General features: G+C 38.0%; 21 protein-coding genes and 2 pseudogenes. 12 read left to right on the forward strand and 11 right to left on the reverse strand.

Annotated elements, in window-relative coordinates:
- The 4 genes and pseudogenes from QZZ23_RS13285 to QZZ23_RS13300 all read right to left on the reverse strand — a co-directional run.
- The coding region (locus QZZ23_RS13285; protein ID WP_292470997.1) for a right-handed parallel beta-helix repeat-containing protein at window positions 1–847 on the reverse strand (847 nt) is incomplete at its 3' end.
- A gap of 461 nt (window positions 848–1308) precedes the next feature.
- On the reverse strand, window positions 1309–3252 hold the full coding sequence (locus QZZ23_RS13290) for a hypothetical protein (protein ID WP_292470999.1): 1944 nt from the start codon (window positions 3250–3252) through the stop codon (window positions 1309–1311).
- A gap of 380 nt (window positions 3253–3632) precedes the next feature.
- Window positions 3633–4233 (reverse strand): annotated as a pseudogene (locus QZZ23_RS13295) (transposase); the annotation flags it as partial.
- The gene (locus tag QZZ23_RS13300; protein ID WP_292471002.1) at window positions 4221–4394 is read right to left on the reverse strand and encodes a hypothetical protein; all 174 of its coding nucleotides are present in this window, start codon (window positions 4392–4394) and stop codon (window positions 4221–4223) included. The pseudogene QZZ23_RS13295 and the gene QZZ23_RS13300, both read right to left, overlap by 13 nt.
- A gap of 301 nt (window positions 4395–4695) precedes the next feature.
- On the opposite strand from QZZ23_RS13300, the gene hcp reads away from it, so the two are divergent.
- Window positions 4696–6315, forward strand: coding sequence for a hydroxylamine reductase (gene hcp / locus QZZ23_RS13305; RefSeq protein ID WP_292471005.1), 1620 nt, complete (start codon window positions 4696–4698; stop codon window positions 6313–6315).
- A gap of 256 nt (window positions 6316–6571) precedes the next feature.
- On the opposite strand, the gene QZZ23_RS13310 is transcribed toward hcp, so the two are convergent.
- Window positions 6572–6763: a TRAM domain-containing protein gene (locus QZZ23_RS13310; RefSeq protein ID WP_292471008.1), complete on the reverse strand. Its 192-nt coding sequence runs from the start codon at window positions 6761–6763 to the stop codon at window positions 6572–6574.
- A gap of 417 nt (window positions 6764–7180) precedes the next feature.
- Here QZZ23_RS13310 and QZZ23_RS13315 point away from each other — a divergent pair.
- Window positions 7181–7468: pseudogene (locus tag QZZ23_RS13315) on the forward strand ((2Fe-2S) ferredoxin domain-containing protein); the annotation flags it as partial.
- Window positions 7469–7704: 236 nt separating this feature from the next.
- Here QZZ23_RS13315 and QZZ23_RS13320 read toward each other — a convergent pair.
- Window positions 7705–10284: a PAS domain S-box protein gene (locus QZZ23_RS13320; protein WP_292471011.1), complete on the reverse strand. Its 2580-nt coding sequence runs from the start codon at window positions 10282–10284 to the stop codon at window positions 7705–7707.
- Window positions 10285–10464: 180 nt separating this feature from the next.
- A complete protein-coding gene (locus tag QZZ23_RS13325; protein WP_292471013.1) occupies window positions 10465–11703 on the reverse strand; it encodes a M1 family aminopeptidase in 1239 nt (412 codons plus the stop codon).
- Between the two features lie 317 nt (window positions 11704–12020).
- Between QZZ23_RS13325 and QZZ23_RS13330 the strand changes: the two genes are divergently transcribed.
- Both QZZ23_RS13330 and QZZ23_RS13335 read left to right on the forward strand, forming a co-directional pair.
- Window positions 12021–13322 (forward strand): phenylacetate--CoA ligase family protein, encoded by a 1302-nt coding sequence (locus QZZ23_RS13330; RefSeq protein ID WP_292471015.1) that lies wholly within the window; start codon window positions 12021–12023, stop codon window positions 13320–13322.
- Between the two features lie 41 nt (window positions 13323–13363).
- Window positions 13364–14212 carry a methanogenesis marker 8 protein gene (locus QZZ23_RS13335; protein ID WP_292471018.1) on the forward strand — a complete coding sequence of 283 codons (849 nt, stop codon included), beginning with the start codon at window positions 13364–13366 and terminating at the stop codon, window positions 14210–14212.
- A gap of 59 nt (window positions 14213–14271) precedes the next feature.
- On the opposite strand, the gene QZZ23_RS13340 is transcribed toward QZZ23_RS13335, so the two are convergent.
- Window positions 14272–14697: a PaaI family thioesterase gene (locus QZZ23_RS13340; protein WP_292471020.1), complete on the reverse strand. Its 426-nt coding sequence runs from the start codon at window positions 14695–14697 to the stop codon at window positions 14272–14274.
- A gap of 515 nt (window positions 14698–15212) precedes the next feature.
- Window positions 15213–15395: a hypothetical protein gene (locus tag QZZ23_RS13345; protein ID WP_292471023.1), complete on the reverse strand. Its 183-nt coding sequence runs from the start codon at window positions 15393–15395 to the stop codon at window positions 15213–15215.
- A gap of 464 nt (window positions 15396–15859) precedes the next feature.
- On the opposite strand from QZZ23_RS13345, the gene QZZ23_RS13350 reads away from it, so the two are divergent.
- Window positions 15860–17497: a PAS domain-containing sensor histidine kinase gene (locus tag QZZ23_RS13350; protein WP_292471026.1), complete on the forward strand. Its 1638-nt coding sequence runs from the start codon at window positions 15860–15862 to the stop codon at window positions 17495–17497.
- 16 nt (window positions 17498–17513) lie between these two features.
- Here QZZ23_RS13350 and QZZ23_RS13355 read toward each other — a convergent pair whose 3' ends face one another.
- Complete coding sequence (locus QZZ23_RS13355; protein WP_292471029.1) at window positions 17514–17915, reverse strand: Mov34/MPN/PAD-1 family protein; 402 nt, start codon at window positions 17913–17915, stop codon at window positions 17514–17516.
- 102 nt (window positions 17916–18017) lie between these two features.
- Here QZZ23_RS13355 and QZZ23_RS13360 point away from each other — a divergent pair, with 102 nt between their 5' ends.
- The gene (locus QZZ23_RS13360; protein WP_292471032.1) at window positions 18018–19250 is read left to right on the forward strand and encodes an NADP-dependent malic enzyme; all 1233 of its coding nucleotides are present in this window, start codon (window positions 18018–18020) and stop codon (window positions 19248–19250) included.
- 25 nt (window positions 19251–19275) lie between these two features.
- Here the strand turns inward: QZZ23_RS13360 and QZZ23_RS13365 are convergent, their stop codons facing one another.
- The gene (locus QZZ23_RS13365) at window positions 19276–20676 is read right to left on the reverse strand and encodes a TIGR00297 family protein (protein WP_292471034.1); all 1401 of its coding nucleotides are present in this window, start codon (window positions 20674–20676) and stop codon (window positions 19276–19278) included.
- Window positions 20677–21031: 355 nt separating this feature from the next.
- Here QZZ23_RS13365 and QZZ23_RS13370 point away from each other — a divergent pair, with 355 nt between their 5' ends.
- The 6 genes from QZZ23_RS13370 to QZZ23_RS13395 all read left to right on the forward strand — a co-directional run bounded on the left by QZZ23_RS13370 (window position 21032) and on the right by QZZ23_RS13395 (window position 26667).
- Entirely contained in the window at window positions 21032–21586 is a 555-nt protein-coding gene (locus tag QZZ23_RS13370; protein ID WP_292471036.1) for a helix-turn-helix domain-containing protein, read from the forward strand.
- A 29-nt stretch (window positions 21587–21615) separates the two neighbouring features.
- The gene (locus QZZ23_RS13375) at window positions 21616–23292 is read left to right on the forward strand and encodes an AMP-binding protein (RefSeq protein WP_292471039.1); all 1677 of its coding nucleotides are present in this window, start codon (window positions 21616–21618) and stop codon (window positions 23290–23292) included.
- 140 nt (window positions 23293–23432) lie between these two features.
- Window positions 23433–23666, forward strand: a complete 234-nt coding sequence (locus QZZ23_RS13380; RefSeq protein WP_292471042.1) for a ferredoxin family protein — start codon at window positions 23433–23435, stop codon at window positions 23664–23666.
- A gap of 15 nt (window positions 23667–23681) precedes the next feature.
- Window positions 23682–24743 (forward strand): 3-methyl-2-oxobutanoate dehydrogenase subunit VorB, encoded by a 1062-nt coding sequence (locus QZZ23_RS13385; RefSeq protein ID WP_292471045.1) that lies wholly within the window; start codon window positions 23682–23684, stop codon window positions 24741–24743.
- Between the two features lie 2 nt (window positions 24744–24745).
- Window positions 24746–26167 carry a 2-oxoacid:acceptor oxidoreductase family protein gene (locus QZZ23_RS13390; RefSeq protein WP_292471047.1) on the forward strand — a complete coding sequence of 474 codons (1422 nt, stop codon included), beginning with the start codon at window positions 24746–24748 and terminating at the stop codon, window positions 26165–26167.
- 107 nt (window positions 26168–26274) lie between these two features.
- Window positions 26275–26667 carry a thioredoxin domain-containing protein gene (locus QZZ23_RS13395; RefSeq protein WP_292471049.1) on the forward strand — a complete coding sequence of 131 codons (393 nt, stop codon included), beginning with the start codon at window positions 26275–26277 and terminating at the stop codon, window positions 26665–26667.
- The last annotated feature ends 11 nt before the right edge of the window (window positions 26668–26678 follow it).

Raw genomic sequence — 26678 nt, forward strand, 5'->3', positions numbered from 1 at the left:
TGGTCCCGTGTTCATCACCATAATCATAAGCACATGCATAAATTCCAGCATACATAGTATTGTATATTATATTGTTATATATTTCAACAGAAGTCACGGGACTGTTTTTATCATATGATTGAACGTAAATACCCGTGTATCCACTATTAACTGTAGCATATATCTTATTGTTGTAAATTTTCATATTTTTTGATGCTTCAGCGCGAATTCCTGTGTTTACCTGAATAGATATATCGTTATTGTAGATGTTTACACCATCACAGTAAAAGACCCAGACGAATTCATGTCCTTGGTCCCTCGCTATATTGTCATGGACAGACACATTAGAACATCTGTTAAAGTGCATTAGATCGTATGCATTGTCATGCATATACATGTCATAGACTTCGATGTTATCGACATCCTCCATGAAAATCAACATATAATACATAGGTACTCCAAGTATCCACTCATCATTATTTTCATAGTTACCATCTATTTCAAAACCATGAATTTTGATATTTTCAGCGCCTTCTGCCAGAATCATAGGAACATTATTAGCGAAACGCACATGGTCATCTAATTTAAGCACAGTATCAGAATCACCTGTGAGGATTGTGTTAGAACCTACATTAAGAGGACCACTAATAACAAAAAGACCTGACTTCATATAGATTGTTCCACCACCAATGGACTCAACGTAATCAAGCGCCTGGTTGATTTGTACCTGGTCGTCGATTCCATCACAGTTGTAATCACCACTTCCGTCATCAGCAACATATACAACAGATGCACCACCAACAGTTATGTAGAATACAAGCAAAAAAACAAAATTACCAAAAATATACAAAGCTCGTTTTATTATCATAATCAGCAAAACCCATTATATGCAAATCCCATATAACATTCAAGAATTTATTATATAAAATAATTTTCCTTTTAACTTTTTACACATTTTTATTCTAAATTTATTATAATTAATGTAAGACACGGTCTGTAGAAATCCTATATTTCAATTAAAGCATACTGATTCCAATTTACACAATTAATCGCATGAATGGTGTACTTTTAGGGGATGGGAACTCCTACAATCACTTTATAAAAATAGTGTATATACATCCTTCATTTAAACGTTGATTTAGGGCCCTAATCTTCGTGTAATTTGGTTGGTGTTTAGTAAATATTTCCAGTTTCTTATTGCATGGATAAAAAAATGAAAACCAATAAACCGCCATATTGTGAATACATATGAAATTCTACAAAGCCTTTACTTTGATATTTCCCCGATTTGTAGAAATCACCATATGTAAAAACATAAATGGAAACTTTTTATTTGTCATCCCGTTTATTGATGTAACTTACAATATCACCATTATTATAGACCAAATCATAATCATTTGATTTAAACTTTGCAAAGAAATTCTCTGGTAGTATCATACTCATGCTCAGTCCGAAAAGTTTTCCATATGTAACACTAATAGGTTCTTTTAATGTTGATTGTCTAAAAACAACCAATGAGTTATCATCTATTTCTGTTGAATTTGATTCAATATATTCTAACGAAAAGGGATAAAGAGCGTCATCTGAACCATTTCCATAAGATCGGACACAAGTGACAAAAAGTGAATCTAACCTTATGTCTCCAGAGTATGAATTGGTAATTGTATTTGCAGCATTCATTTCAGAATATTTAAACTGATTTCTAGTTGTCCTTTCTTTTTCGATTACAGGAACATCTTTGTCTATTGCCGGTGTGATTAGCATAAACGATGTAAAAACAGATACTACCACAAGTACTGTCATTATTTTGCCTTTGTTCGATTTAATAGTATTTGCAAAATCGAAAACATATGCAGATACTACAATAACCAACAAAATAGAAAGTAATGGAATCCACCTGGTAGTTAATAGATTTCTCATTCCAAGTACAGGAACAACATATATGATCGCATACAATCCACTAATTGCAAAAGCAAATGAAAACTTTTTATAATCTCTTGAAGAGATCCATGATAAAACTCCACTAATCACTAAAAAAGGCATAATCAGATAGCATGATTGAATTAGGATAGTATCAACTAATCCTCGTTGATACTCATACCCGGTAAGTAATACATCACTTCCATACTCACTACCGGATTGCAATACATGTAAAAGTGGAACTAGAATCATCTCAAAAAATGACACACCTGAATTGACATAGGTATACATCCAGTATGCCTGTAATGAAACGGCAAAAAGTATAATATAGTTCATGTTCATGCCCAAAAAACCATTCCATTTCACGGAATTTAGAACATTAGAAATGTATATGCCAATTAGTAAAAACATGAACATCACGAATGAAACAAATGTAGTCAATTGATGAGTAATTACCATCACGAATGTAATTGCTACTAATATAATTTTAGTTTCAACATTCTGGTTCTTTCCAAAAATAAAGTATAAACAAAGTAGTAAATAACAGAGAACCAAAGACCCAGGAGTAATATTTGCAATTCCTGTTATTATATTGTAATTATGCACATTTATTAGTAAGGCACTAAAAAGACCAACCTTTGGTCCCATAAGATTTTTACCAATAAGATACACGAAAAAAGTAACCATAAAAATACTTGCGAAGCCAATTGAAAAGAAAATAGCATTTTTAAGGGTTACCTGGCAGATTATCTGAGTTAAGGACATAAAAAGATGAAATATCGGATAAGAGGCGTATTTTCCAATTATATCAACGGATGGTACAAAACCCGTGGATACAATAAAATTGCTTATACCACCATGAGTATAAGCATCATATCCTATCAGACTTGGAAATGCATAGTAAATCCCCACCCTTATATTAAAAGATACGAGTATGATTTTTAGCAGTGTTGAATAGACATTTTCAGCATCCCTTGAATACATGATTTCAATGGCAATTAATGCTACTAGAATTACTATCAGTATGAAGTAAGGAATAGATCTTTTGTATGACTGCAGATAATAAAGAACCATTGAAATTAAGAAAATACTGTAAAAAAGAACATCTAAGAATACTTTATTTTGAGGATTGAGACTATCTATGAACTGTGCAATTGTATCGGGATTTTTTTTGATTTTTGATCGAGCTAACAAGTAAAAAAAACATGCAAAAAATACAGCCAGACCAATACCTTGTTGATTTATGTTGAGCATATAAGATACAACAAGAATAACAAGACCAAGAATAACGCCCAGGATTCCAAAAATCACATCCAGCTTATCGTTTATCGTTTTTAGGTTAATAATCTTCATAAAATATTCCTCATCCGAACGTAAATGTTGGAATAGTTAACTTTTTTAATTAATGCATGAACGTATTATTATAAGAACTCATCTATTTTAGTACACTAATTCACAGCAGTTTTATTGTTCCTTTTATGGCCCACATTATTCTTGATAACTCTCATTCTTTCGAGATATTCTTCCGGTTTTTTCATCCCTTAGAGAACCCAGTATAATATAAGAATTTCGATAAAAAGACCTCTTTCACAAAACTGATTTATTTAAGAGGATTTTGATATTCTCTCATTTTTGATCATTTAAGTATTCAAACTCAATTATCCCCACTAGTTTTTTATCATTTTGTGTATTTCTCTTCATTTATCCTGATTTTAAGGATAGCTTCCGCTATCCTAGATTACTCCTTTGGCTTTTAGTGTCCCCATTTGATACAAATTAAAACAAAAGACTGTCATCAACATTTTTGCATTCACTCTTTCTACAGTCGTAACAGGAACATTTCTGATTTTGAATACTTCTTTTGTCACTGCATACACTCTTTCACAAGGAACTCTTTATACACTTATTCGTTCATTTCTGAGGATATCCATTATTCCCAAAGGATGTCCTCTTACAGCTCGTTGCATTGTTGCTGCAAAACCTTTTGCCATTGCTCCAAAATATCCTTTATCTCTATACGCCACTTCACTTTTTCAGACATATCAACCTGTAAATCGTGACGTGATGCAGTTTTTGTCTCAAATCTTCTGATTAGTTCACAACCTTACCAATAATTGTGCGACGTTTGTACCAAAAATGAGATTTTCCATTTTTCTTAGTCCAGGTTACATCTTTGCTTCTTCTAGTTTTCGCATCTTTTCCTCGGGGTTCATCTGCTTTGGCATGTCCTGGATGTGAATGAATAAAAGTTGCATCCTGTATCATTCCTTTTTTAATCTTCAAACCAAGAACATCAAGCTGATTCTGCATTTCATTCCATATTACTTTTTCTCTGGATTAAGTGTGGCAATAGGATCTTGGAGCAGGATATTTTCGTTTAGGTGGATAAGTTCTTCAAGATCAAGTTTATTGAGATGATGTCTTGTAGATGTTTCACAAGGAATCTTTTGATAGTGTTTTGACATGGAATGAATCGAACTATTATCTAGTGCCATCTAAATGGCAGCATAGAACAGGTCTTTACAGATAAGTGAACCATTTATAGTAATGGTGATATTGTCCGCAAGGGATTATAGAACAGTATCAATGCATTCTTTAGATCTTAATTCGACTTTAGCACAGGCGTTTGGATTAGATGCTAGAAGAGATATATGGCGGCGTTTCCGCCGATTATAAAGCTATCGAAAGGCATTGATGAGCTCAAGTGGATTAAATTAGCAAAGTACTGAATTTGTATACAAAAATCATGCAACGTAAATAGATATACCTGCACAGCATACTAAGATAGGTGATAAAATGTTTTGCTACCAGTGTGAGGAAACGATGAATGGGGAGGGCTGCACAAAGAATGGTATGTGCGGTAAGAAAGGGGAGGTCGCAGATCTTCAGGACGATTTGATCTATGTGCTTAAGAGTATTGCATTCTACAACCAGAAAGCAAGAAAGGCAGGTCTTTCAGAAGAGAGCACTGATGATTTTATGCTCGATGCACTGTTCTCAACTATAACTAATACCGATTTCAGAGAGAGCGGAATTCAGGACCGCATTGACAGAGGATTTAAGCTTCAGAAGGAGATCAGGCAGAAACTTCTGGATAACAATTTACTTGGGAATGATGATCAGCCCGAGATTGCAACTTTGACCCTGGAAAACCTCAAGGACAGGAATACCGGCATACTCGCAACAGAGGATGAAGATGTCCGGTCGTTGAGAGAACTGTTGATTTTTGGTATCAAAGGAATTGCAGCATATGCACATCATGCTATGATGCTTGGAAATACCAATAAAAAGGTTAATTCATTTATAGAAGAAGGCCTCGTGGCAACCACGGACGATAGTCTGAATGGTGAGCGCCTTATTTCATTGGTCCTGAAATGTGGTGAAAAGGGTTTTGATGTCATGGCAGACCTTGACCGGGCAAATACCACTGCATTTGGGAATCCTGAACCTACACAGGTCAATATCGGAACAAGAGACAAACCTGGAATTCTCATAAGTGGTCATGATCTAAAGGACTTGAAACAGCTTCTCGATCAAACAGAAGGAACCGGTATAGATATCTATACTCACGGTGAGATGCTGCCTGCAAACTCATATCCGGAATTTAAAAAGTATGAACACCTGGTAGGCAACTATGGTGGTTCATGGTGGCATCAGAAACAGGAATTTGAGAGCTTCAACGGACCAATATTACTGACGAGCAACTGCATAGTTCCTCCAAGGGAGAGCTACATTGACAGGTTATACACTACCGGCTCCGTAGGCTATGACGGTGTCACACATATCGTAGCTGAAGGTGGTAAGAAAGACTTCTCAGTCATCATCGAGCAGGCAAAGACGTGTGAATCTCCGGTACAACTGGAAGAAGGTACGATTATGGGTGGGTTTGCTTACAATGCAGTACTATCTAACGCAGACAAGATAGTTGATGCTGTTAAAACAGGCAGGATAAAGAAGTTCATTGTCATGGCAGGCTGTGATGGACGTCAAAAGGACAGGCAATATTATACGGATTTTGCAGAAGCACTGCCAAAGGATACTGTCATACTCACCGCAGGATGTGCAAAATATCGCTACAACAAACTTAATCTTGGGGACATCGATGGTATTCCAAGGGTATTGGATGCAGGACAGTGCAATGATTCATTTTCACTGATTGTCATTGCACAGGGACTTATGTCCAGACTTGGATTTACAGATGTTAACGAAGCACCGATCTCGTATAATATCGCATGGTACGAACAAAAGGCAGTTCTTGTGTTGCTTACTCTCCTGAGGCTCGAAATACAGAATATTACACTTGGCCCGAAGCTCCCTGCATTTGTCTCACCGAATGTTCTCAAAGTACTGGTGGAGAAGTTCAATATTACCCTTAGCAGTACCATAGAAGAAGACATGAGTAGACTACTAAAATAGCTCTACTAAGCATTTTTTAAGTGATGTAGCATATACGCTTTAAGAAATGCAGAAGGAGAGTGTTCATACTAAAAATACCATTCGTGTCTAAAAGAATGCAAATAGTCTAAAGCATCAAAAAAACAAAACCAATAGTTTATCGACCTTATTGTTCTCACTAGAATAAAACTAATAGTTATATAGGCATTGTAGAAAAAAAAGGAAAACCATAATTTTGGTCTTCCGATCAGATATTCAATTAGTAGTAACTTTAAGATTAAGCAACTTCGCCAAATGCGAACTTACTCATTACTTTTGTAACTTTAATAGTTACTTCGTCGCCGACCTTTGTTTCGGGGACAAAGACTACAAATCCACTGACTCTTGCAATTCCGTCGCCTTCTCTTGCGATATCTTCAATAGTCACATCATAAGTACTTCCAGCTTCTACTGGAGCGTTTGAATCCATGTTGTTAAACAAATATTTCACGTCCTGATTAATTTGCTTAAAAAGAAATACAACCATTTGGCTAAAGATATGGAAAAACAGTAAATTCGATTAAAAAAATACTATCTGAACCTATAATTCATCAAACTAGTTTAAACCTCTAAAAGCATGTGTATAATACTGATAATGCTATATAAAGCTGTTCTTTGATTCTTAATTATTATAAATTAAATATATAATGAATGTGGAAAGCATAGTTGTCTGGAAGTACTGGCTTAGTCAATAAAACAACACCTGAATGTATGATTTTTGTGCAAATATCCTGCAATACATAGTTATAAATATATTTATATCAGTAAATGCCTTCCGCTAGTATGCCATTAAAAACATGGCTCAAAACATTAATTTGAGGAGGCTTATCATGCAAAAACCAGAAACCATATATTTATTTGCACAAGCACAAGACTGAACGGAAAAGTACAGAGCGCATGCAAGAACAAGGACTCACATGATTTGGTAACGATGTTTACCGAAGCAGTAATGGACAGGGATCTGGAGGGTGAAGTGATGGTTACTGCAACCGGATGTGTAGGTCTTTGTGAGAAAGGACCGATAGTAATGATTTATCCTCAGCAGGTATGGTATGGCGAGGTAACTGAAGATGATATTGATGACATACTTGATGCATTGGAGGAAGGCACAGTAGTAGACAGATTAAGTATATAATAGACTGAATACGATATTACAAAGCGAGTTGTTAAATTTATTGAATAACTCTCTTTTTACTTACTTGGCAAATATTGTTTTTTTAAATCATTTCAATAAAAGCGGCTCTGTAGAAATCCTCTAAATTCAAGCTTTGATTTTATGATAGGTAAAAAACAGGTTGGAATAAGCTAGAAAGATGAGGTAAAAATAAGTTCAAAACAGTGATATTTTATAATGAAAGTGTGGGTTGCTACTCATCCTTTCTTTACAGTTACCCAGAAAACACTACCTTTTCCTTTAGGATTGTCCTCGACGCCGAATTTTCCGTCATGCAATTCTACTATTCTTTTTACTATGGCAAGTCCAAGTCCTGTTCCTTTGATACCTTTTTTATCGGCACGGTGGAAACGAGTGAACAGCAGAGGTTTTTCATTATCTGAAATGCCAATTCCATAATCTGTAACACTTATCTTCCACATGCTTCCCTCGTCGGTGAAAGCTATTTCTATATTGCTCTTTTCAGGACTGTACTTTATAGCGTTGGAAATGAGGTTTACAAAAACCTCTTCAATAACAGGATTAATTATAGAATGGCATGTTTCATGTCCACTGATAATAATATCATGTTCTTTCAATTCCAACTGTGTTCTAAAACTATCAATAACCATTTTGAAGATAGGAACAATATCTATCTTTTCAAAAGTAATTTCATCTTCCCTCTGCAATTTTGCCAGTTTAGTAGCCGTTTCAAGTAGTTCAATAAGCCTGTCGTTATTATCTCTTACTTTTTCTGCCAATTTATGTGTTTGTTCATCTTTTATAGCAAGAAGAAGTTCTTCAGTATAACCTTTGATAACACTTGCAGGAGTCAGTAAGTCATGTCTGATAATGTCTGTAAAAAGGTCTTTGAGTTCATTCGACTGTCTAAGTTCACCAGCGTATCTTTTTAGTCTTTCCTCTGATTTCTTCCTTTCAGTGATATCCCTGGCAACTGAAATAATAGCCTGTTCACCTTTATATTCAATTAGTTTTGAATTGATTTCTAGTGGTAACAAAGTTCCGTCTTTGTGAACATGGTATAGTTCAAACATGATATTTTTCTCTTTTAAAATCCGTCTGGTATAACCGTCCATCAAAGGTTTTACTTCCGGTTTAAGCATATCATGTGGTGTCATTTCAAGCATTTCTTCCTTAGTATAACCGGTAGAATGAATTACAGCCATGTTTACGTCTATGAATTTTCCATATGGTTTATAAATATATATCTGGTCATCAACATGGTCAAATATTGCTTTCAGATTTTTTTCAGACTCTATAAGCATGGCCTCTATTTTTCTGTTCTCAGTGATGTCTTCACCTGAACTGATCATACCAATCCGTTTACCAGTTTCATCTTCAAGTGGAACATCATGCCAGAATATTAATCTCTCATCCCCTGTTTTCGTTAGCAAGAGGTTCTCAAAATACTGTGGTGGAGTTAGTTCGCCATCCATAACTTTATAAAAATTCTGTCTGGTCATCTCTCTTACACTTTCAGGCAAGAAATCATCGAACCAGTTCTTGCCTATGATATCATCTTTAGGATATCCGAGGACATCAGCCCCGATCTGATTGACAAAAATTATTTCAGAATCACTGTTAACTATTCCTATAATAGAACCTACAACATCAAGATAATTCTCAAGCCTGTCTCTCTCTTTCTGAAGCAGATCTTGACTACGTTTTCTTTCGCTGATGTCCCGCACGATAAGAAGCTCAGCATTCTCACCTGCATAATCAATCACAGACACATTAATTTCTGCCGGGATATCTTTATTTTCTTTTGTCACCATATCTATGCTGAATATACTGTTCTCATCTGAATTGCCATTTCGCTTACTGAACCAATCAAGGCATTTATGGTGATCATATTGTGAAATTAACTCCAGATAATCTTTATTGATGAGGTCATTGTGTGTGTATCCGGTAATATTGAGAATTTTTAAATTTGTAAACTTTATTTTTCCTTCCTGAACTATGATGATACCATCATTTCCTTTTTCCACTATGGTTGAATACTTTTTCTCTGATTCATGTAATTCAGATTCAGTCTGTTTCGTCTCTGAGATATCTTTTGCTACACAGATAAATGCTGTATCTTCAGAATCTTCAAGTGGTTTGCATGTTATGCTCAGTTGGATTATTTCCCCGTCACAATTATGTTCAACCTCAAATTTCGAACATCCAGTTTCGATTGCGTTCCTTAAAAGAGAAGATTTATCTATATCAGTTGTACACTGGGACAATATACTACTGATGTTCATCTGCAGTAGCTCCTCAATAGTATGACCTAGACAATTCACAAATTTTTTATTAAAATCTATTATATTGCCTTTTGAATCTACAATAAATATGTGGTCTTCAAGTTTTTCACAATAATTTCTTGTTTTCTTTTCCAGTTCTTTTAAATCTACAACTTCTCTTCTTTTTTCAAAAAAAACAGATATCATTCTGGAAATAAGCTGAAGAAGTTTTTCATAACCATTTATCAGCTCTATATCTTCTATAATTGCTTTATTTTTGTTTTTGATAGTAATCTCAATAAAGCCTTCTTTTTTTCCCTTAATAACAATGTCACTGGTAAGAATAAAATCATTTTTTCCACAGGCAAATGATTCACATCTTTTATCCATCCATTCTACCCTGACAGCTACATTTTCAGGTTCAGAAAAAAAAGATGGGATTTTATCTACAAGTACTTTTAATACTTCTTCGATGGGTGCCTGATCAAGAATATTATCTACTATGTCTGCTATGTTTTCGATGGCATATTCAGTGTTTTTAGGAGTTCTCATTTCCTATTGCCCCGCGGTATATTATGAGTGAGATTATGCATTAAAATATAGGAACATTCCCACTAACCAATTGCCTTTATGTTTTTTAGAGTTATAAATATATCCATGACAAATATATTTTATTGATATATTTATAAGTAGTTTTTGTATTGTGGCTGAAAAAGAATGATATGTTGGATTTCAGGCATATATATAGCTTTCAATAAAGCTAATATCCTGACTTGAAGCAGAACTGGCAATCTGAATATATTCTGAATTATCAATGCCGTTTTCATAACTTATGAATTGCTGGTTCATGTCTTGTAAAGTATCAATACCTGTTGTCTTATATAATGTGTATGTCAGAGAGAATGCTTTCTTGTATCCAAAATCCACTCGCTCTTCAGTTGAATCATCAAGGCTTTCAGGTGTACTCCAATCGGATAATGGATAATCACACTCATTTTTCAGATTTTCATATTTGTTAAGGAATCTGTCACGCCTTGATTCTGCTTCTTCGGGTTCTATTTCAGCCAATATCATATAGGTATATAAATCAGCATACCCTTCATCCATCCATAACTGATCAAAGTTGCAGGCACGTGTCCAGTAATGTGCCAGCTCATGAATGAGTATTCCGTGGTTGGATGTATATAGTAACCAGATTCCATTCTTGCCTTCGTTATATCCTCCATATCCGCCGGTTTCGGTTATGTTTGCCTGTGTAATGGTAATGTTGTAATTTGCAGGATATGCAAATCCCCATTTATTTTCAAGTAATTTCAGACTTTCGATGGTTGTCTGCATGGTGTCCTGTGCCCATTCCTCTTCGCCTTCCCAGTATATTACTTCTACATCCACATCTTTTTCGCTTAAATGGGCTGTATCTTTTAGCGTCAGGCGTGGTGAGGCTCTTACTGAATTTACAACACAGGCTGTATCCCATTTCTGTCCTTTTTCGAATTTATAAATGCTTGAATACATTTTTTCTTCTACTTTGTAATCGTCCCTGCTTAAGTACGTATCAAAATCAGATGGTACTTCGAGTGTAACTTCAATGTTATCTCCGTATTCATTTAAGGAAAAGACAGCTGTGTTCTTGTTTATTTCAAGTTTATAGCTCACATAGAATGTGTAACTCTCTTCGTACCAGACTTTATTGTTGAAATAAAATACGTAGTATCCTTCTGGTGCCATGTAATAATCCATTGAATCTTTACTGTCATAAGCCTGGATGTCCATTGCACCTTTGGGCAAGTAATAGTTGTAATTTGAATAGTATCCTCTCCAGTAGCTGGTATTACTGTTGTCATTATGGAATGTGATTTCCTTGGAGACTTCCACAATTCCATCTTCGGGGATAAGTTTGTAGCTGGAACTGATGTCTGTAGAAATATCATTGGCACCTGCTACTGTTATTTGGATAGTACACAGGAACATAATTAAAATAATTGTCCCTGCAAGTAAGCTACGTTTTTTAGAATATCTCATTATTCTCTAATGAACATACTGAATGTACACCGTTTAAACTGTTATGTCATTAAATTTGGATATATGGCCATGATAAATCTATTTGTGTACATGTATTTATAAAAATTCAGTCTAAAATATAAATATATGTAGTCACAATTGAATATATATGTACAAATATAAATTGCAGGTAAGCTTTTTTTATAAGAGTCCTGTTATCATGGACCATTATAGCAAATCATTTAAAGATGTACTCATATGTGAGGATATTTTGCGGAGATGTTCCTATGAGATACTGGCAGCCAAAATACGAAACAATGAAAAAGGACGAACTTGCTGAATTACAATTAAAACGCTTAAAGAAGACGGCTGCAGCAGTCTATAATAATGTTCCTTTCTACAGGGAAAATTTCCGGGAACTTGGAATAAGTCCAGATGATATCAAATCGCTGGATGATATCAGCAAGTTACCTACCACAAAAAAAACGGATCTTCGGGATAATTATCCCTTTGGACTCTTTGCCGTTCCAAAAAAGGATGTTGTGAGGATTCACGCTTCATCAGGTACAAGTGGAAAACCTACCGTTGTCGGTTACACTAAAAATGATATTGAGACATGGTCTGACCTTATGGCAAGAAACCTTACCATGGTAGGTCTTGACAGTAATGATGTTTTCCAGAATGCTGTGAACTACGGACTTTTCACAGGTGGTCTTGGTTTTCACTACGGTGTGGAACGCATGGGTGCCATGACAGTTCCAAGCGGCACAGGCAATACCTGCAGACAGCTTGAGATGATGATGGATTTCGGTGTTACTGCAGTACACTGTACTCCTTCTTATGCTCTTTATCTTGCAGAAACCGCAAAGGAAATGGACATCGTGGACAAGCTTTCTCTTAAGGTTGGATGTTTTGGCGCTGAACCATGGTCATCCAACACAAGAAAACAACTGGAGAACTCCTTGAACATTAAAGCTTACGATTCCTATGGTCTTTCGGAGCTCATGGGTCCGGGAGTTGCTTTTGAATGTGAAGAGCAGGATGGTCTTCACGTATGGAGTGACCACTTCTTTGTGGAAGTACTTGATGAGAATGGTGACCAGGTTGCCGAAGGCGAGAAAGGAGAACTTGTACTCACATCACTTACAAAGGAAGCACTGCCAATTATCAGATACAGGACCGGAGACATCACAAGATTGCTCGAAAGTGAGTGTTCATGTGGTCGAACAACGCCCCGTATATCAAGACTTCTCGGAAGAGCCGATGATATGCTTATTGTCAGGGGTATAAACGTATTCCCTTCACAGATTGAAGATGTCATAGTCAATATTCCGGAGGTAACAGAGCATTTCCAGGTCATCCTTGACAGGAATGTAAAGATGCTTGATGAGATCACGGTAAAAGTGGAACTTGAGGAAAATGCATTCACTGGTGAACTGAAAGACCTTGCTGCTGTACGCAGACATGTTGAGAATGAGCTAAAGGGCGTGCTTAATATAAGGACCAATGTGGAACTTGTCGAGAAGGGTACTATCCCACGTTCAGAGGGTAAGTCAAAGAAGGTCGTTGACAGAAGAAATGCTCTTTAAATACATTGAAGAATTATAGTTCTTATAAAAGGTGAAAAACAATGCCACATGTAATGGAAATATTGGGAAAGGCTAGAGTTGTTGTGGATAACGGAGAAGTTGTAGAGGTTAGTGAACCTCTTATCAGCTGGTGTCCGATTTTTGAAAAGACTCGGGGCATCACTGAGATAACAAAGGAAGAGATTAAGAAGAATATGGAATTCCGAATCCTGGATTTTGGTCTATTTACAAGTAAACGTCAGCTTGACATGGATGTCTTTGTTGGATTTGGTGCTTCCGAGACTATGATGACAGGACTTAACCGAGGTCTTCTTGACACAACGGTTACCGCATGTGATGGCGCAGGTTCTGTGATATCCAACAACCCAAATCTTGTACAGGGTATGGGTGCCCGTATTTCCGGTCTCGTTGAGACGGAACCCATTGATGAAACCATCAACGGTATAACTGAGCGTGGCGGAATCGTCTTTGATCCATCAACTGCAAAACTAGATCCGGTTGCCGCTACCAGGAAGGCTGCCGGACTTGGCTATCAGAAGATAGCAGTAACCGTTGTTTTCCCAGAGACTGCAAAGCAGTTAAGGGAACTGGAATCTGAACTGGACCTCGAGCTGACCATAATTGGTGCACATGTAACCGGTATTGACAGGGATTTTGCACAGGAGCTCTTGAACAATGTAGATATTGTTACCAGCTGTGCATCAAAAAATATACGTGACCTTGTTAAACCACTTGTACAGGTCGGGAATGCAGTGCCTCTTTTCGGACTTACGCAAAGGGGAAAGGAACTGCTTCTTGAAAGAGCAAAGGAAGTTGATTCACCTTTGCTTGTAAGTTCTATGAAATTACCTTCATTGCCTGATAACAGGCAGCCAAAAGAGCTGGTTTGATCATCCAGCTTTTTTAACTGTTTTTTGAATGTTTTGATTTTATTATTGTACAATATGTTTTACTTTTCAGGAATTTCAAGTTTGTTCTTTTTTCTGTAAGCCATTCCATTGAATATAGCTACAATATCTCCCTCATCATCAGTTACATGGACTACATACGTTGATATCTTTGGGTTTATGGAGGTTTCTTTAGCTTCAGCATAAAGTGTCCCTTTAATTGCGGCTTTAACGTAGGCTATGTCCACATTAATAGCAACTGCTACATTCCCGTGGGAGTTGGATGCAGCGGCAAAAACCATGTCCGCTAGAGTAAAAATAGCTCCTCCGTGGACCGTACCCAATATATTGAGGTGTCTTTTTTCAATTTCCATCTCTGCTTTTGCATATCCCTTTGAAATAAATGTGAGATTCATACCTGAATTTGACGCAAAACATTCCTGTGAGAAATATCTTTTGATATCATCCATGTTTTCTTGTGTTTCCATGCTTTCCCTCATCTGAATTATGTCTATCTTCTCTGTTTTTCTGGTACTTATCTATTGTTGATTGGATTTCACTAATCGTTCACAATTGTTCGTAACAATACAAAGCAAATGATTAATAATGATAAATAGAAGTAAGTTTTATATAGTATCAAGTCAATGATTGTCATGATAAAACATGACAGAATATCACGTTAACCACAATTCATACAGTTTCGGAACAGTTCTTGTTTCTCTTATGGTAGCTCTCTTGACATACTATTCATTCCTCAGCTACCATGGTGTAGTTTAAGCTTTTACGTGTACCACACAAATATACAAAACTGAGTAAGGGGTTTACTGTGGAAAAGGGCAAATGGGTTATCCATCATCCATTTGCATTCTTTTCCTATGTGCTACCTGACTTTTATGCTTTTAATAAGGCATTAAGATTATGAAATAAAAAATACTTCTGTTTTTTAGAAGAAATATAGATGGACAGTGATTGTCCATCTGATGCTTATGCAAAAATATAACTTTTAATAGCTGACCATATCCCTGTAACCAAATACTTTTTTGTAATCCAGATAGTATGCTGTTACAGGTTCCACTTTTAAAAGCATATTGTCGTTATCTACAGGCATGTCAATCATAAAAGGGAACTTTTCAAGCATTAACTGGAATGCTTTTAACAATTTTACGTGTATCCTTTCCGGAACCAAAATAAACTACTGCATCATCTGATACTTATCCCATGGTATGTACCATTGTTTTTCCATTTGCATCCACAGCTCCCCAGTTTCATCCAATTATGACTACTAAGGTAGTCAAATATTTTTTGTTTAATTTCATTTGATAATTTGTTACACTTACATATATTGATACTAAATACAATGACCCTTCAAATTCAAAAAGTTTTGTCAGATTCCACTATATAAATGATAGTGTACTTGTCCTGTCATTATTTCCGTTTCTAATTAAATTTAATGCCAGTAATATAATTCTACTGTTTAATTGGTGCTATTTAAATATAATTTAAAATGTTGTGCAAAATATTTATATTATGCGACGCAATTATTTATTCAGTTAAGTGAAGCAATAACTATACTTGTATGATATAATAGTCTGCATATTGAAGATTGCTAAACACATGTGAAATACATGGTATAGGGGGATATTGGCATTGTTGGATAATAATAAAGAAGATGATTCTGATTTAGGTATGCAGGACTCGTTAAAAAGAGAATTATTTAAAAAAACTGCTTTGCTTTCCGTTTTGCTTCATTCTGTTCCTGATCTTGTGTTTTTTAAGGATACAAATGGTGCTTTTCTTTCTTGTAATGAAATATTTTCCAGGTATGTTGGTAAACCAGTCAGTGAAATAATAGGAAAAACAAGTCATGATATATTTGAACGGAGCCGGGCAGATTTTTTCAGGTCCAATGATCTAAAAGTTATGGATTCAGGTCAGTCTTATAAAAGTGTAGAATGGATCGATCGTGCAGATGGCAAAAGAATACTTCTTGAAACATTCAAAGCACCCATTTTTACAGAAGATAATAAGTTGATAGGCGTTGTTGGTGTTGGTCGTGATATCACCGAGCGTAAATGTGCAGAAATAGAACTACAAGACAAAAAGAACGAATTGTTCCAGATAGTCAACGGCAGTCCAATACCTATGTTTGTGATTAACAAAGATCATGAAATTATCTACTGGAACAGGGCTTGCGAAAAAACCACCGGTATCAAGGCAAATGAAATAATTGGTACAAGAAATGCCTGGATGGCTTTTTATAAGGAAAAGCGCTATGTACTTGCAGATTTCATAGTAGATGACTCTCTTAAAAGTATAGATAAATTATACGGTGACAAAAAGCTAAGCCCTTCTTTTGTAGAAGGCGGATACCAGGCTGAAGATTTCTTCCCGGCTCTTAATAAGTGGGTTTTTTTCACTGCGGCACCCATTAGGGATCACAATAACGAGATAATTGGTGCCATCGAAACTTTGCAGGACACTAGCATATCGAAACAGGCTGAAAAAGCAATGTTTGATGCAAAAATGCTTGCAGAGAATAGTTCCCGCACAAAAAGTGAGTTTCTTTGCAACATGAATCATGAGTTACGAACTCCTCTAAATTTAATATTAGGTTATGCTGATTTGCTTTTAGCCCAGGAAACCGGTCAGCTTAATGAAGAACAGAAACACTTTACAGAAATAATCAAGTTTGCAGGCTCCCGATTCCTAGATCTGGTGGACTCTCTAATTTACATTGCAGAAATAGAAGAGGGGAAGATGGAGCTTGATATTGATATGTTTTCCCTGCCGACTATGGTCTCTGATATGAAAAGAATGCTCAGCCCGAATGCAGCTAAAAAAGGCGTTAAACTGGAGTTTGACATTGATCCTAATGTAAACGTAATTTATGCAGATAAATCCAAGATTAAAACAATATTACATCATTTAATAAATAACAGTATCAAATTTACACCTGCTGGGGGTGAAGTGTCTGTGGCTATAAAGCAGAGTCCAGAAAAAGACCTGCATTTGGTTATCAAGGATACAGGAATAGGAATTTCAAAAGATGATCAGAATAAGCTTTATAATGCTTTTGTGCAGCTTGATGGTTCACTCAATAGGAAATTCGAGGGAACAGGACTTGGGCTGGTCATTGTAAAAAAGTTCATAGAAGTGCACGGTGGCCATATATCTCTTGATAGTAAACTTGGAAAAGGAAGCACATTTGAGGTTATATTGCCTTCAATAAGCTCGAATATGAGTAGCTATGTGGGTAATGATTATTATTCAAGAGAGATTCTTGAATAAATATTAAAAGTTCTGTTCAAACCAGTTCATCATCCTCAATTTCAACATCCAGTACAGGCAAAGATATCTCTTCCCCGTTTCCGCTGTAGCATTTCCAGTTGTCTGGTCCGAAGGGGTGACCAACAATAATATGGTGATTACCTGTTTTACTGAATAGTCGCAGGTCTGCTTTTGAAGGTCTTATCACTGAACTTGGGTGGCTGTGCACTGAGCCCACAGCTGACATGTTTGGTAGCATGAAAAGCTGGAGTACAGCATTTATTTCACTGGACTCTGTGCCGGGGAGAATTAAAATATCTGTTATAATACCATTATTTGCCTGCAAAAGTCCTGCAAATTCCTTTGGATATGTTGATTTGCTTACTTCCAGTATGAAATCAAGAGTTACCCTTGCAATTCCCTTAATTGCTTTATTCATCTTATGACTCTATTCAGGGAGAACATATAACTTTTTTGAAGACTTTATATGGAAAAGAAGTTATAATTATATTTTTTAATACTGTATGGGAAGTGGATTAAAATGGATAAAGACCCTAAGGCTTTCATGTGCAAGGCAGGCGATAGTACACTAGGTGAAAGGTCACTGGAGCTTCATGAAAGTGCCGGTGGAGTAATTGGAATATGCGGCAAGGTTCCCCTTGACAATATAGAGGACCTGAGTCTGGTTTATACACCGGGGGTTGCTGAGTCATGCAAAAGAATAGCAGCAAATCAAAACGATATTTACCGCTACACTATGAAAAAGAACTCAGTGGCGGTTATATCAGATGGGTCAGCAGTACTAGGTCTTGGAAACATAGGTGCGTACGCAGCTCTTCCTGTAATGGAAGGTAAAGCCCTTATATTCAAAGAACTTGCAGGCATAGATGCGTTTCCTGTCTGTCTTGATACAAACGATACTGAAGAGATAATCAAAACAGTTAAACATATAGCGCCTGCCTTTGGTGGTATAAATCTGGAAGATATCAGTGCACCACGTTGTTTTGAGATAGAGGAAAGGTTGCGTAATGAACTTCCAATACCGGTTTTTCATGATGATCAACACGGAACTGCAGTTGTAGTCATTGCAGGACTGATCAATGCTCTGAAGATCGTTGACAAAAAGATACAACATATAAATGTAGTTATTTCCGGTGCCGGGGCTGCCGGTAAGGCAATCGCTCTTAAGCTAATGTATGCAGGTGTCAGTGCCGAAAAACTTGTTGTGTGTGATAGTCGTGGAGTAATCCACAAAGGCCGTAAGATAGGCATGAACAAGGAAAAAGAAGAGATTGCCAGTCTGACCAACAAAAAAAAGATGATAGGAACTCTTGCAGATGCACTGATTGGTGCTGATGTATTCATTGGTGTTTCAGCACCTGGAATCGTAAGCGTTAAAATGGTTTCATCCATGGCTTCCGATGCAATTATTTTTGCAATGGCCAACCCCATACCGGAAATTATGCCGTTTGACGCAAAAAAGGCGGGTGCAAGAGTTGTTGCAACAGGTCGGTCTGACTGTCCTAACCAGGTCAATAACTGCCTTGGTTTTCCTGGTATATTTCGTGGTGCTCTAGATACACGTGCCAGTAACATTACTCTGGAAATGGAAATGGCAGCAGTTTTTGCACTTGCAGATATTGTTACAGACGAAGAACTCAATGAGAACTACATTATCCCTGCTCCGCTTGATAAAAGAGTTGTTGAAGCAGTCTCTTTAGCTGTTTCAAGTGCAGCAATTAAAGATGGTGTTGCAAGGACAGATTCGCTTTAACAAGAGTTAGTACAGACAGGAAAACTTACACGAGCAGCAGATAAATAACTCCGGAAACAATGGCACCTGCAAAAGTTGCCACAAAATTGACCCCGCTGTTTGAAAGCAGACCTTGTTTCTGGAGCGTTGCCCCCAGAATGCTGTCTATATTTGTTCCAATAAATCCTCCGGCTGTTGTGACTGTCACTACAAGGAAAGCATCATCTACTTTGCCAAATAGAACCGGAAGCAAGCCTATAACAAGTGAACCCAGAAGGGCTGCTATTTCACCAAGTACTGTGACCGCTCCATCAACTCCTGCATGTGTGGGTTTAAGGGTTGTAATCATTATTGGCTGGGCATGTGCTGTGGTGCCGACCTCACTTGCCAGAGTATCTCCGGTTGCTGTGGCTACTGTACCAAGATAAGCAAAAATGATAAGTTCTGCATGTTGCGGGTAAATTCCATAGCACAGGGCGAGTACAAGAGCAGCTGTACTGTTGCTGAATACATTTTCATAACTACGTACTCCTCCTTTGGATTGGGCGAGACCTATGGATTTTTTATATCTGTATTTGTATTTGGTGAAAACCCCACCCAGTATAAAAAAAGTGAGTAAAAGGATGAACCAGAAGAGTTCACTAAAAACAATTATCAATACTCCAAGAAGTGAAGCACTGAAAAGAGCTGAAAGGTCAGCTATTTTAGTCCTGTATGCCAGATACCCTAGTACCAGTGAAAATACAAGTGCAAGAAACATCGTTTTAGGTGGAACAGAATAACCAAATGAGTTGAACAACCACATTGTCATTCCTGAGCTCAGTGGAACAGAAAGATTGTTGTCTATGTTCGATGGAATTGATTCGAAGAGAGCACCTGTTATTGACCCAATGACAGCAAGGAAGAATATCATGTTCAGGCTGACACTAATTCCCTGCCAGTACATAAGCCAGAGTCCGGCAAAGTATGCAGTAATTATTCCAACACCGAGAAGTACTATGCTCGAAGGCAACAGATGACTTTCATGTCCATTATTTCTCCATGGACGGACACGAAGTGTTTGTAATTTCTTCCTGTGTCTTATGAAATTTGCAGAACTTGTACCAAATGTAGATATTGCAATTGCTGCTGCAATCACATATAATGGGAAACGATAAGGAGTTAATTCCAGTAATGAGCTTATCAACATCAGGACAAATACTGCAACAGCAAGATGCTTTGCACTTTTCAGTCCGTCATTAATGTTATCAGTAAGCATTTCCCTGGAGCCCGGAAGTGGTTTTTTGTAGAGGTATTTACAAATACGTGAATCTTCAGGAAGGAACGTAAGCCCCATTACTACAATAAAACTCAGTAAAAGCAATATTTCAGAACCGATGAAAGGAAATAACACTATCAGAAGGCCAAAGGCAGCATGAAGTAGCTGTCTTCTGTATTCATGCTCCATTTTTTCAAACAATCCTAGAATGCCTTTCATGTTAATCGGTTGTGTTTTTTAATAATGTAGAATACTTATTAAAGTATATATTAATAATGTTAAATCCAATATTATTTTATTAATATATTTTCATATAATAAAAGCCAATATGTTTTTTTACTTCACATAATCATTTTTCCTCTTCCATGCTATGTTTACACATGACACTGTCAAAACAAATATATTCAAATAATAGTAACCCTTAAAATCACAGACCAATACGGATATGGGGACAGGTTTCCTTTCTGAGAAGTTTCTCTTTCAGGTGACAAGATATGGGAAATTTCTCGTTGTATCCGAACGTTTATTTTGTGAAGGTATTTCTATGCAGGAAAAGATCAAAGAAATCACAGATCGTGTAAGGGAATTACGGGATATTTCAGGTATTTCCGTTGAGGAGATGGCTAAGAAACTGGTATTGCCTATTGATACATATTCCAGATATGAAAATGGGGAAGAGGACATGCCTGCAAGTATTCTTCTTGAGATAGCCCAGTGTCTAAATGTTGATATGTCATTATTGCTTACTGGTGAAATACCCAGAATGCATGTTTTCTCAGTTACCCGCAAGGATAAAGGCGTTAGTGCTGAACGTCGCAAGGATTACAAGTACCAGAATATCGCTGCTAATTTTGCTCACAAGAAAGCCGAACCTTTTGTTGTAAAGGTTGACCCCAAACCTGAAGGTACACCTGTCTCAATGAACTCTCATCCTGGACAGGAATTCGATTTTGTCCTTGAAGGAACTCTTAAAGTAATCATCCATAACAATGAGCTTGTTCTTGAAGAAGGCGACTCCATTTTCTTTGATTCCAATTATGAACATGGAATGCAGGCAATGGGTGGAAAAACTGCAAAATTCCTGGCTGTAATTTTGTAATTGTAATATTGTACTTATGAGGAGGCATTATGACTTCATTACTTGATCGATATATTTCACGTGTTAAATATGATTCCTATGAGGATTTTAAAACAAATTTTAAAATAAATATCCCTGACAATTTCAACTTCGCTTATGATGTAGTTGATGTCTATGCATCGGAGCAGCCTGATAAAAAGGCTCTTGTCTGGTGTGATGACAACGGTGCTGAAAAGGTATTCACTTTCAAGGACCTTGAGTATTATAGTAATAAAACTGCCAGCATGCTTCAAAGTATGGGAGTTAAAAAAGGCGATAACGTAATGCTCATGCTCAAGAGCCGTTATGAGTTCTGGTTCTGTGTGCTTGCACTTCACAGGATAGGTGCCATTGCAGTTCCTGCCACACATATGCTTACCAGGAAGGACATTGTCTACAGGGTAGAACGTGCAGTTATCAATACTGTTATCTGTGCACCTGACGAAGGTGTTCTCAGGTATGTGGATGAAGCTTACGATGAGGTAAGCAGCATACTGAAAAACCGTCTGGTAATTGGAATTGAAAAAGAAGGATGGCTTAGCTTCACTGAAGAAATGGAGAAAGCCTCAGAGGACTTTGCTCGTCCAACAGGTGAGGAAACAACAACTAATGATGATATTCTGCTGAATTATTTCTCATCTGGAACCACCGGATTTCCGAAGATGGTGCAGCACAACTATGTTTATCCTCTTGCACACATCATCACTGCAAAATACTGGCAGAACGTCACAGACGATGGTCTTCACTATACTGTTGCAGATTCTGGCTGGGCAAAATGTGTATGGGGCAAGATATACGGACAATGGATATCAGGCAGCGCTGTTTTTGTTTATGATTATGAGAAGTTCAGTGCAGACAGGATGCTTGAGAACGCTATCAAATACGGTGTAACTACATTCTGTGCCCCGCCAACAATATACAGGTTCCTTATCAGGGAAGACTTGAGTAACTATGATTTCAGCATTCTTAAGTACTGTGTAACAGCAGGAGAACCGCTGAACCCAGAAGTCTACGAGCAGTTCTACCGCATCACAGGAATGAAGCTCATGGAAGGGTTCGGGCAGACAGAAACCGTTGTTTCCGTCGCAACTTACCCATGGCTCAAACCAAAACCCGGTTCAATGGGAAAACCATCTCCTGAGTACGATATAATCCTTCTTAATAGTGAAGGCAAGCCATGTGAAGCTGGTGAGGAGGGTGAAATTGTAATAGATACAAGTTTTGGAAATCCACCTGGCATATTCACCGGATACCGCTCTGATGAACAAATGACATCAAGAGTCTGGCATGACGGATATTATCATACTGGTGATATGGCCTGGATGGATGAGGATGGATATTACTGGTTCGTTGGAAGGGCCGATGATATCATTAAAACATCCGGTTATCGTGTTGGGCCTTTCGAAGTTGAGAGTGCTCTGATAGAACACCCTGCGGTCCTGGAATGTGCCATCACAGGTGTTCCTGACCCGGTGAGGGGACAGGTCATCAAGGCAACTATTGTGCTTACAAGGGATTACACAGCAAGTGATGAACTTAAAAAAGAGCTTCAGGATCATGTTAAGAAGGTCACTGCACCGTACAAGTATCCTCGTGTAATCGAATTTGTACCTGAACTTCCAAAGACCATAAGCGGCAAGATCAGGCGTGTGGAAATACGTGATCATGATATGGAGGGCAAGCAGTAGCTTGTTTTCTCATATACTTTCATATATGATCTATTATTCACTCCCGGACCATAAAGTAAATAGATGTTCAATGAATTTATGGACTATTCCTGTATCCGGGATATTAATTATTTTATTAACTGAAAATGAGGCATTGTATTATGTCAGGCAAGAATGAACCATACCCGGTTATTAATATTATTGAGTGTAAAGCCTGCGGACGTTGCATTGTAGCATGTCCCAAAGGTGTCCTTAAAATGAGTGATGGACTTAATGAGAGAGGATATCACTACATAGAGTATGCAGGCGAGGGCTGTACAGGTTGTACCAATTGTTATTACACCTGTCCGGAACCGCTTGCCATAGAGATACACATTCCGCTTAAAGATCAATGAACTTAAGGTGAGAACATGGCAACACAATTAGTAAAAGGTAACACAGCCGCTGTTATAGGTGCACTGTATGCTGGCTGTGACTGTTATTTTGGTTATCCTATTACTCCTGCAAGTGAGATTTTGCAAGAAGCTTCCAAATATTTCCCCATGGTGGGAAGAAAATTTGTACAGGCAGAATCTGAAGAGGCTGCTATCAATATGGTCTACGGAGCTGCATCAACCGGTCACAGGGTCATGACTGCTTCATCAGGTCCGGGAATCAGCCTGAAGCAGGAAGGAGTTTCCTATCTTGCAGGTGCAGAACTTCCATGTGTCATAGTTGACATCATGAGAGCAGGTCCCGGACTTGGTAACATAGGTCCCGAACAGGGTGACTATAGCCAGGTGGTAAAGGGTGGCGGACACGGCAATTACAAGAGCATAGTACTGGCCCCCAACTCCGTGCAGGAAATGTGCGATATGGTCATCAAAGGTTTTGAACTTGCTTTCAAGTACCGCACCCCTGTCTATGTGCTGGCCGATGGAGTATTGGGTCAGATGGTGGAGTCCCTGCAATTCCCTGAGGTTTCTGTTAAACCGGAAATTGATACGTCCTGGGCTGTAAGCGGAACCCCGCAGACCAGAGATAACCTTGTAACATCGATATTCCTTGATTTTAATCAGCTTGAGGAATTCAACTATGAACTCCAGGAGAAATACGACACCATAAAGGAAGAAGAGGTCGATTACGAGGATTACATAACAAAGGATGCATCCATAATCCTTGTTTCATACGGTATCAGCAGTCGTATATGCAGATCTGCTATTGATCAGGCAAGAAAAGAAGGCATTAATGTCGGACTTTTCAGGCCAAAGACTCTTTTCCCGTTCCCTCAGAATGAACTGAAAGCAATAGCTGATTCAAGGGAATGTACATTTGTCTCTGTTGAAATGAGTAACGGACAGATGCTTGAGGACATTAAGCTGGCTATTGAATGCAGCAGACCTACTGAATTGGTCTATCGTATGGGTGGAAACCTCATTACAATGGATCAGGTTCTGGAAAGTATCAGGAAAATTGCTGGCAAGGAGGAATAAAGATGACAGAGCGAGTTATCAAAAGCGCAGGCCTCTATTCAGACTTCTCCCGAAAAGGAGGTGCAGCACCAACTGCAACCCATTACTGTCCGGGATGTGGGCATGGTGTGATCCATAAACTCATTGGTGAAGCAATGCATGATCTGGAAATACAGGACCGCAGTATCATGATAAGCCCGGTGGGTTGTGCTGTTTTTGCTTATTATTACTTTGATTGTGGAAATCTCCAGGTAGCACATGGACGGGCTCCTGCTGTTGGAACAGGTGCTTCCAGAGCACAGGATGATGCAGTAGTTATAGCTTATCAGGGAGATGGAGATCTTGCATCCATTGGTCTGAACGAGACCCTGCAGGCAGCTAACCGTGGCGAAAAGATGGCAGTATTCTTCGTAAACAACACAGTCTACGGAATGACCGGTGGCCAGATGGCGCCCACTACTCTTATTGGGGAGAAGACTGTCACATGTCCCGATGGAAGAGATCCCCGATTTGCAGGTTACCCCCTGCATATGTGTGAACTGATCAACAACCTGAAGGCTCCTGTATTCATCGAAAGAGTTTCTATTTCCGACATTTCACATGTCAGAAAGGCACGCACAGCCATTCGTAAAGCTCTTGAGATACAGCGTGATGGCAAAGGCTATACATTTGTGGAGATACTTTCCACCTGTCCCACAAATTTAAGGCAAAACTCCGAGCAAAGCACGAAGTTTGTGAATGAGCAGATGGAGCCGGAGTTCCCGCTGGGTAATTTCAGAGACCTTTCCGATGAGACCGAACCTTTGCACAGGAGTGAAAGCGTCTTTGACAAACAATCCATTGATGATCTTTTTAACCTTGATACCGAATCATCACAAGATTCAGTGCTTGACCCATCGTTCCCTGAGGTCCAGATAAAAGCAGCAGGCTTTGGAGGTCAGGGTGTTCTGAGTATGGGCCTGACTCTGGCACATGCAGGTTGCGATGCACAACGCTTTGTTTCCTGGTATCCATCATATGGTCCTGAACAGAGGGGCGGAACATCCAACTGTTCAGTTGTAGTTTCAGGTGAGTCCATAGGTTCCCCTGTGGTCTATACTCCTGATGTTCTTGTGGCAATGAACCGCCCTTCCCTTGAGAAGTTTGCTGTAGATGTAAGAGAAGGCGGTTACGTACTCTATGATTCAGCTATAGGTGAGTTTGATATTCCTGAAGGTGTTACTGGAATAGCTGTCCCTGCTGTCAAAATAGCAGGTGATGCAGGCTCAGAAAAGGCTGCTAACACTGTCATGCTAGGTGTTATCATGGCTCTTGGAATTACAGGACTTGGCGAGGAACATTTCAAGTCAGCACTTGCAGAGACATTCTCCAAAAAACCAAAGCTAATTCCTTTAAACCATGCAGTTCTCGATGCAGCAGCTTCATGGGCAAAAGAGAATATCTAAAACAGATTTACATAAATGATGCAGGCTTATTTGCCTGCTACATTTCTCTTTTTTAAAGATAACATTTTAATATCTATAGATCAACTTCTAATATGGGAGCGGTTAAAATGACTAAAAGCAATGTTATAGAGTTTAATGATTCTAACTGGGAAGAACTTCTGAAAAACCAGGAGAAGCCTATGGTTGTTATGTTCTATCTTCCTGCATGTACTCATTGCAAAGAGATAGAACCGTATTTCAGGGATTATTCCAATGAATTCCATGAGTCATGTACTTTTGTAAAGATGAATGGGCTTGAAAGTCCTATGACTGCAAGGAAATATGGTGTAAGGGGAACCCCAACCTTCAAATTCTTCTGCAAGGGCCGGGCAATCAAGGAAGAAGTAGGACTTGTATATCCCTCAATACTTAGAAAAGCAATAGCAGAACTCATAAGACATGGTAATGAATGCGTCTTGCACACCACTCCCATGCCTGATGAAGTATCACCATATGAATAACAAAACTCTCC

The organism is Methanolobus sp., assembly GCF_016278385.1.
Taxonomy (GTDB): domain Archaea; phylum Halobacteriota; class Methanosarcinia; order Methanosarcinales; family Methanosarcinaceae; genus Methanolobus.

Bases quoted from the DNA above. Each gene is read 5' to 3' on its own strand.
- QZZ23_RS13290 (WP_292470999.1), bottom strand. From the start codon at position 3,252: ATGAAGATTATTAACCTAAAAACGATAAACGATAAGCTGGATGTGATT.
- QZZ23_RS13300 (WP_292471002.1), bottom strand. From the start codon at position 4,394: ATGGCACTAGATAATAGTTCGATTCATTCCATGTCAAAACACTATCAA.
- hcp (WP_292471005.1), top strand. From the start codon at position 4,696: ATGTTTTGCTACCAGTGTGAGGAAACGATGAATGGGGAGGGCTGCACA.
- QZZ23_RS13310 (WP_292471008.1), bottom strand. From the start codon at position 6,763: ATGGATTCAAACGCTCCAGTAGAAGCTGGAAGTACTTATGATGTGACT.
- QZZ23_RS13320 (WP_292471011.1), bottom strand. From the start codon at position 10,284: ATGAGAACTCCTAAAAACACTGAATATGCCATCGAAAACATAGCAGAC.
- QZZ23_RS13325 (WP_292471013.1), bottom strand. From the start codon at position 11,703: ATGTTCCTGTGTACTATCCAAATAACAGTAGCAGGTGCCAATGATATT.
- QZZ23_RS13330 (WP_292471015.1), top strand. From the start codon at position 12,021: ATGAGATACTGGCAGCCAAAATACGAAACAATGAAAAAGGACGAACTT.
- QZZ23_RS13335 (WP_292471018.1), top strand. From the start codon at position 13,364: ATGCCACATGTAATGGAAATATTGGGAAAGGCTAGAGTTGTTGTGGAT.
- QZZ23_RS13340 (WP_292471020.1), bottom strand. From the start codon at position 14,697: ATGGAAACACAAGAAAACATGGATGATATCAAAAGATATTTCTCACAG.
- QZZ23_RS13355 (WP_292471029.1), bottom strand. From the start codon at position 17,915: ATGAATAAAGCAATTAAGGGAATTGCAAGGGTAACTCTTGATTTCATA.
- QZZ23_RS13360 (WP_292471032.1), top strand. From the start codon at position 18,018: ATGGATAAAGACCCTAAGGCTTTCATGTGCAAGGCAGGCGATAGTACA.
- QZZ23_RS13365 (WP_292471034.1), bottom strand. From the start codon at position 20,676: ATGGAGCATGAATACAGAAGACAGCTACTTCATGCTGCCTTTGGCCTT.
- QZZ23_RS13370 (WP_292471036.1), top strand. From the start codon at position 21,032: ATGCAGGAAAAGATCAAAGAAATCACAGATCGTGTAAGGGAATTACGG.
- QZZ23_RS13375 (WP_292471039.1), top strand. From the start codon at position 21,616: ATGACTTCATTACTTGATCGATATATTTCACGTGTTAAATATGATTCC.
- QZZ23_RS13380 (WP_292471042.1), top strand. From the start codon at position 23,433: ATGTCAGGCAAGAATGAACCATACCCGGTTATTAATATTATTGAGTGT.
- QZZ23_RS13385 (WP_292471045.1), top strand. From the start codon at position 23,682: ATGGCAACACAATTAGTAAAAGGTAACACAGCCGCTGTTATAGGTGCA.
- QZZ23_RS13390 (WP_292471047.1), top strand. From the start codon at position 24,746: ATGACAGAGCGAGTTATCAAAAGCGCAGGCCTCTATTCAGACTTCTCC.
- QZZ23_RS13395 (WP_292471049.1), top strand. From the start codon at position 26,275: ATGACTAAAAGCAATGTTATAGAGTTTAATGATTCTAACTGGGAAGAA.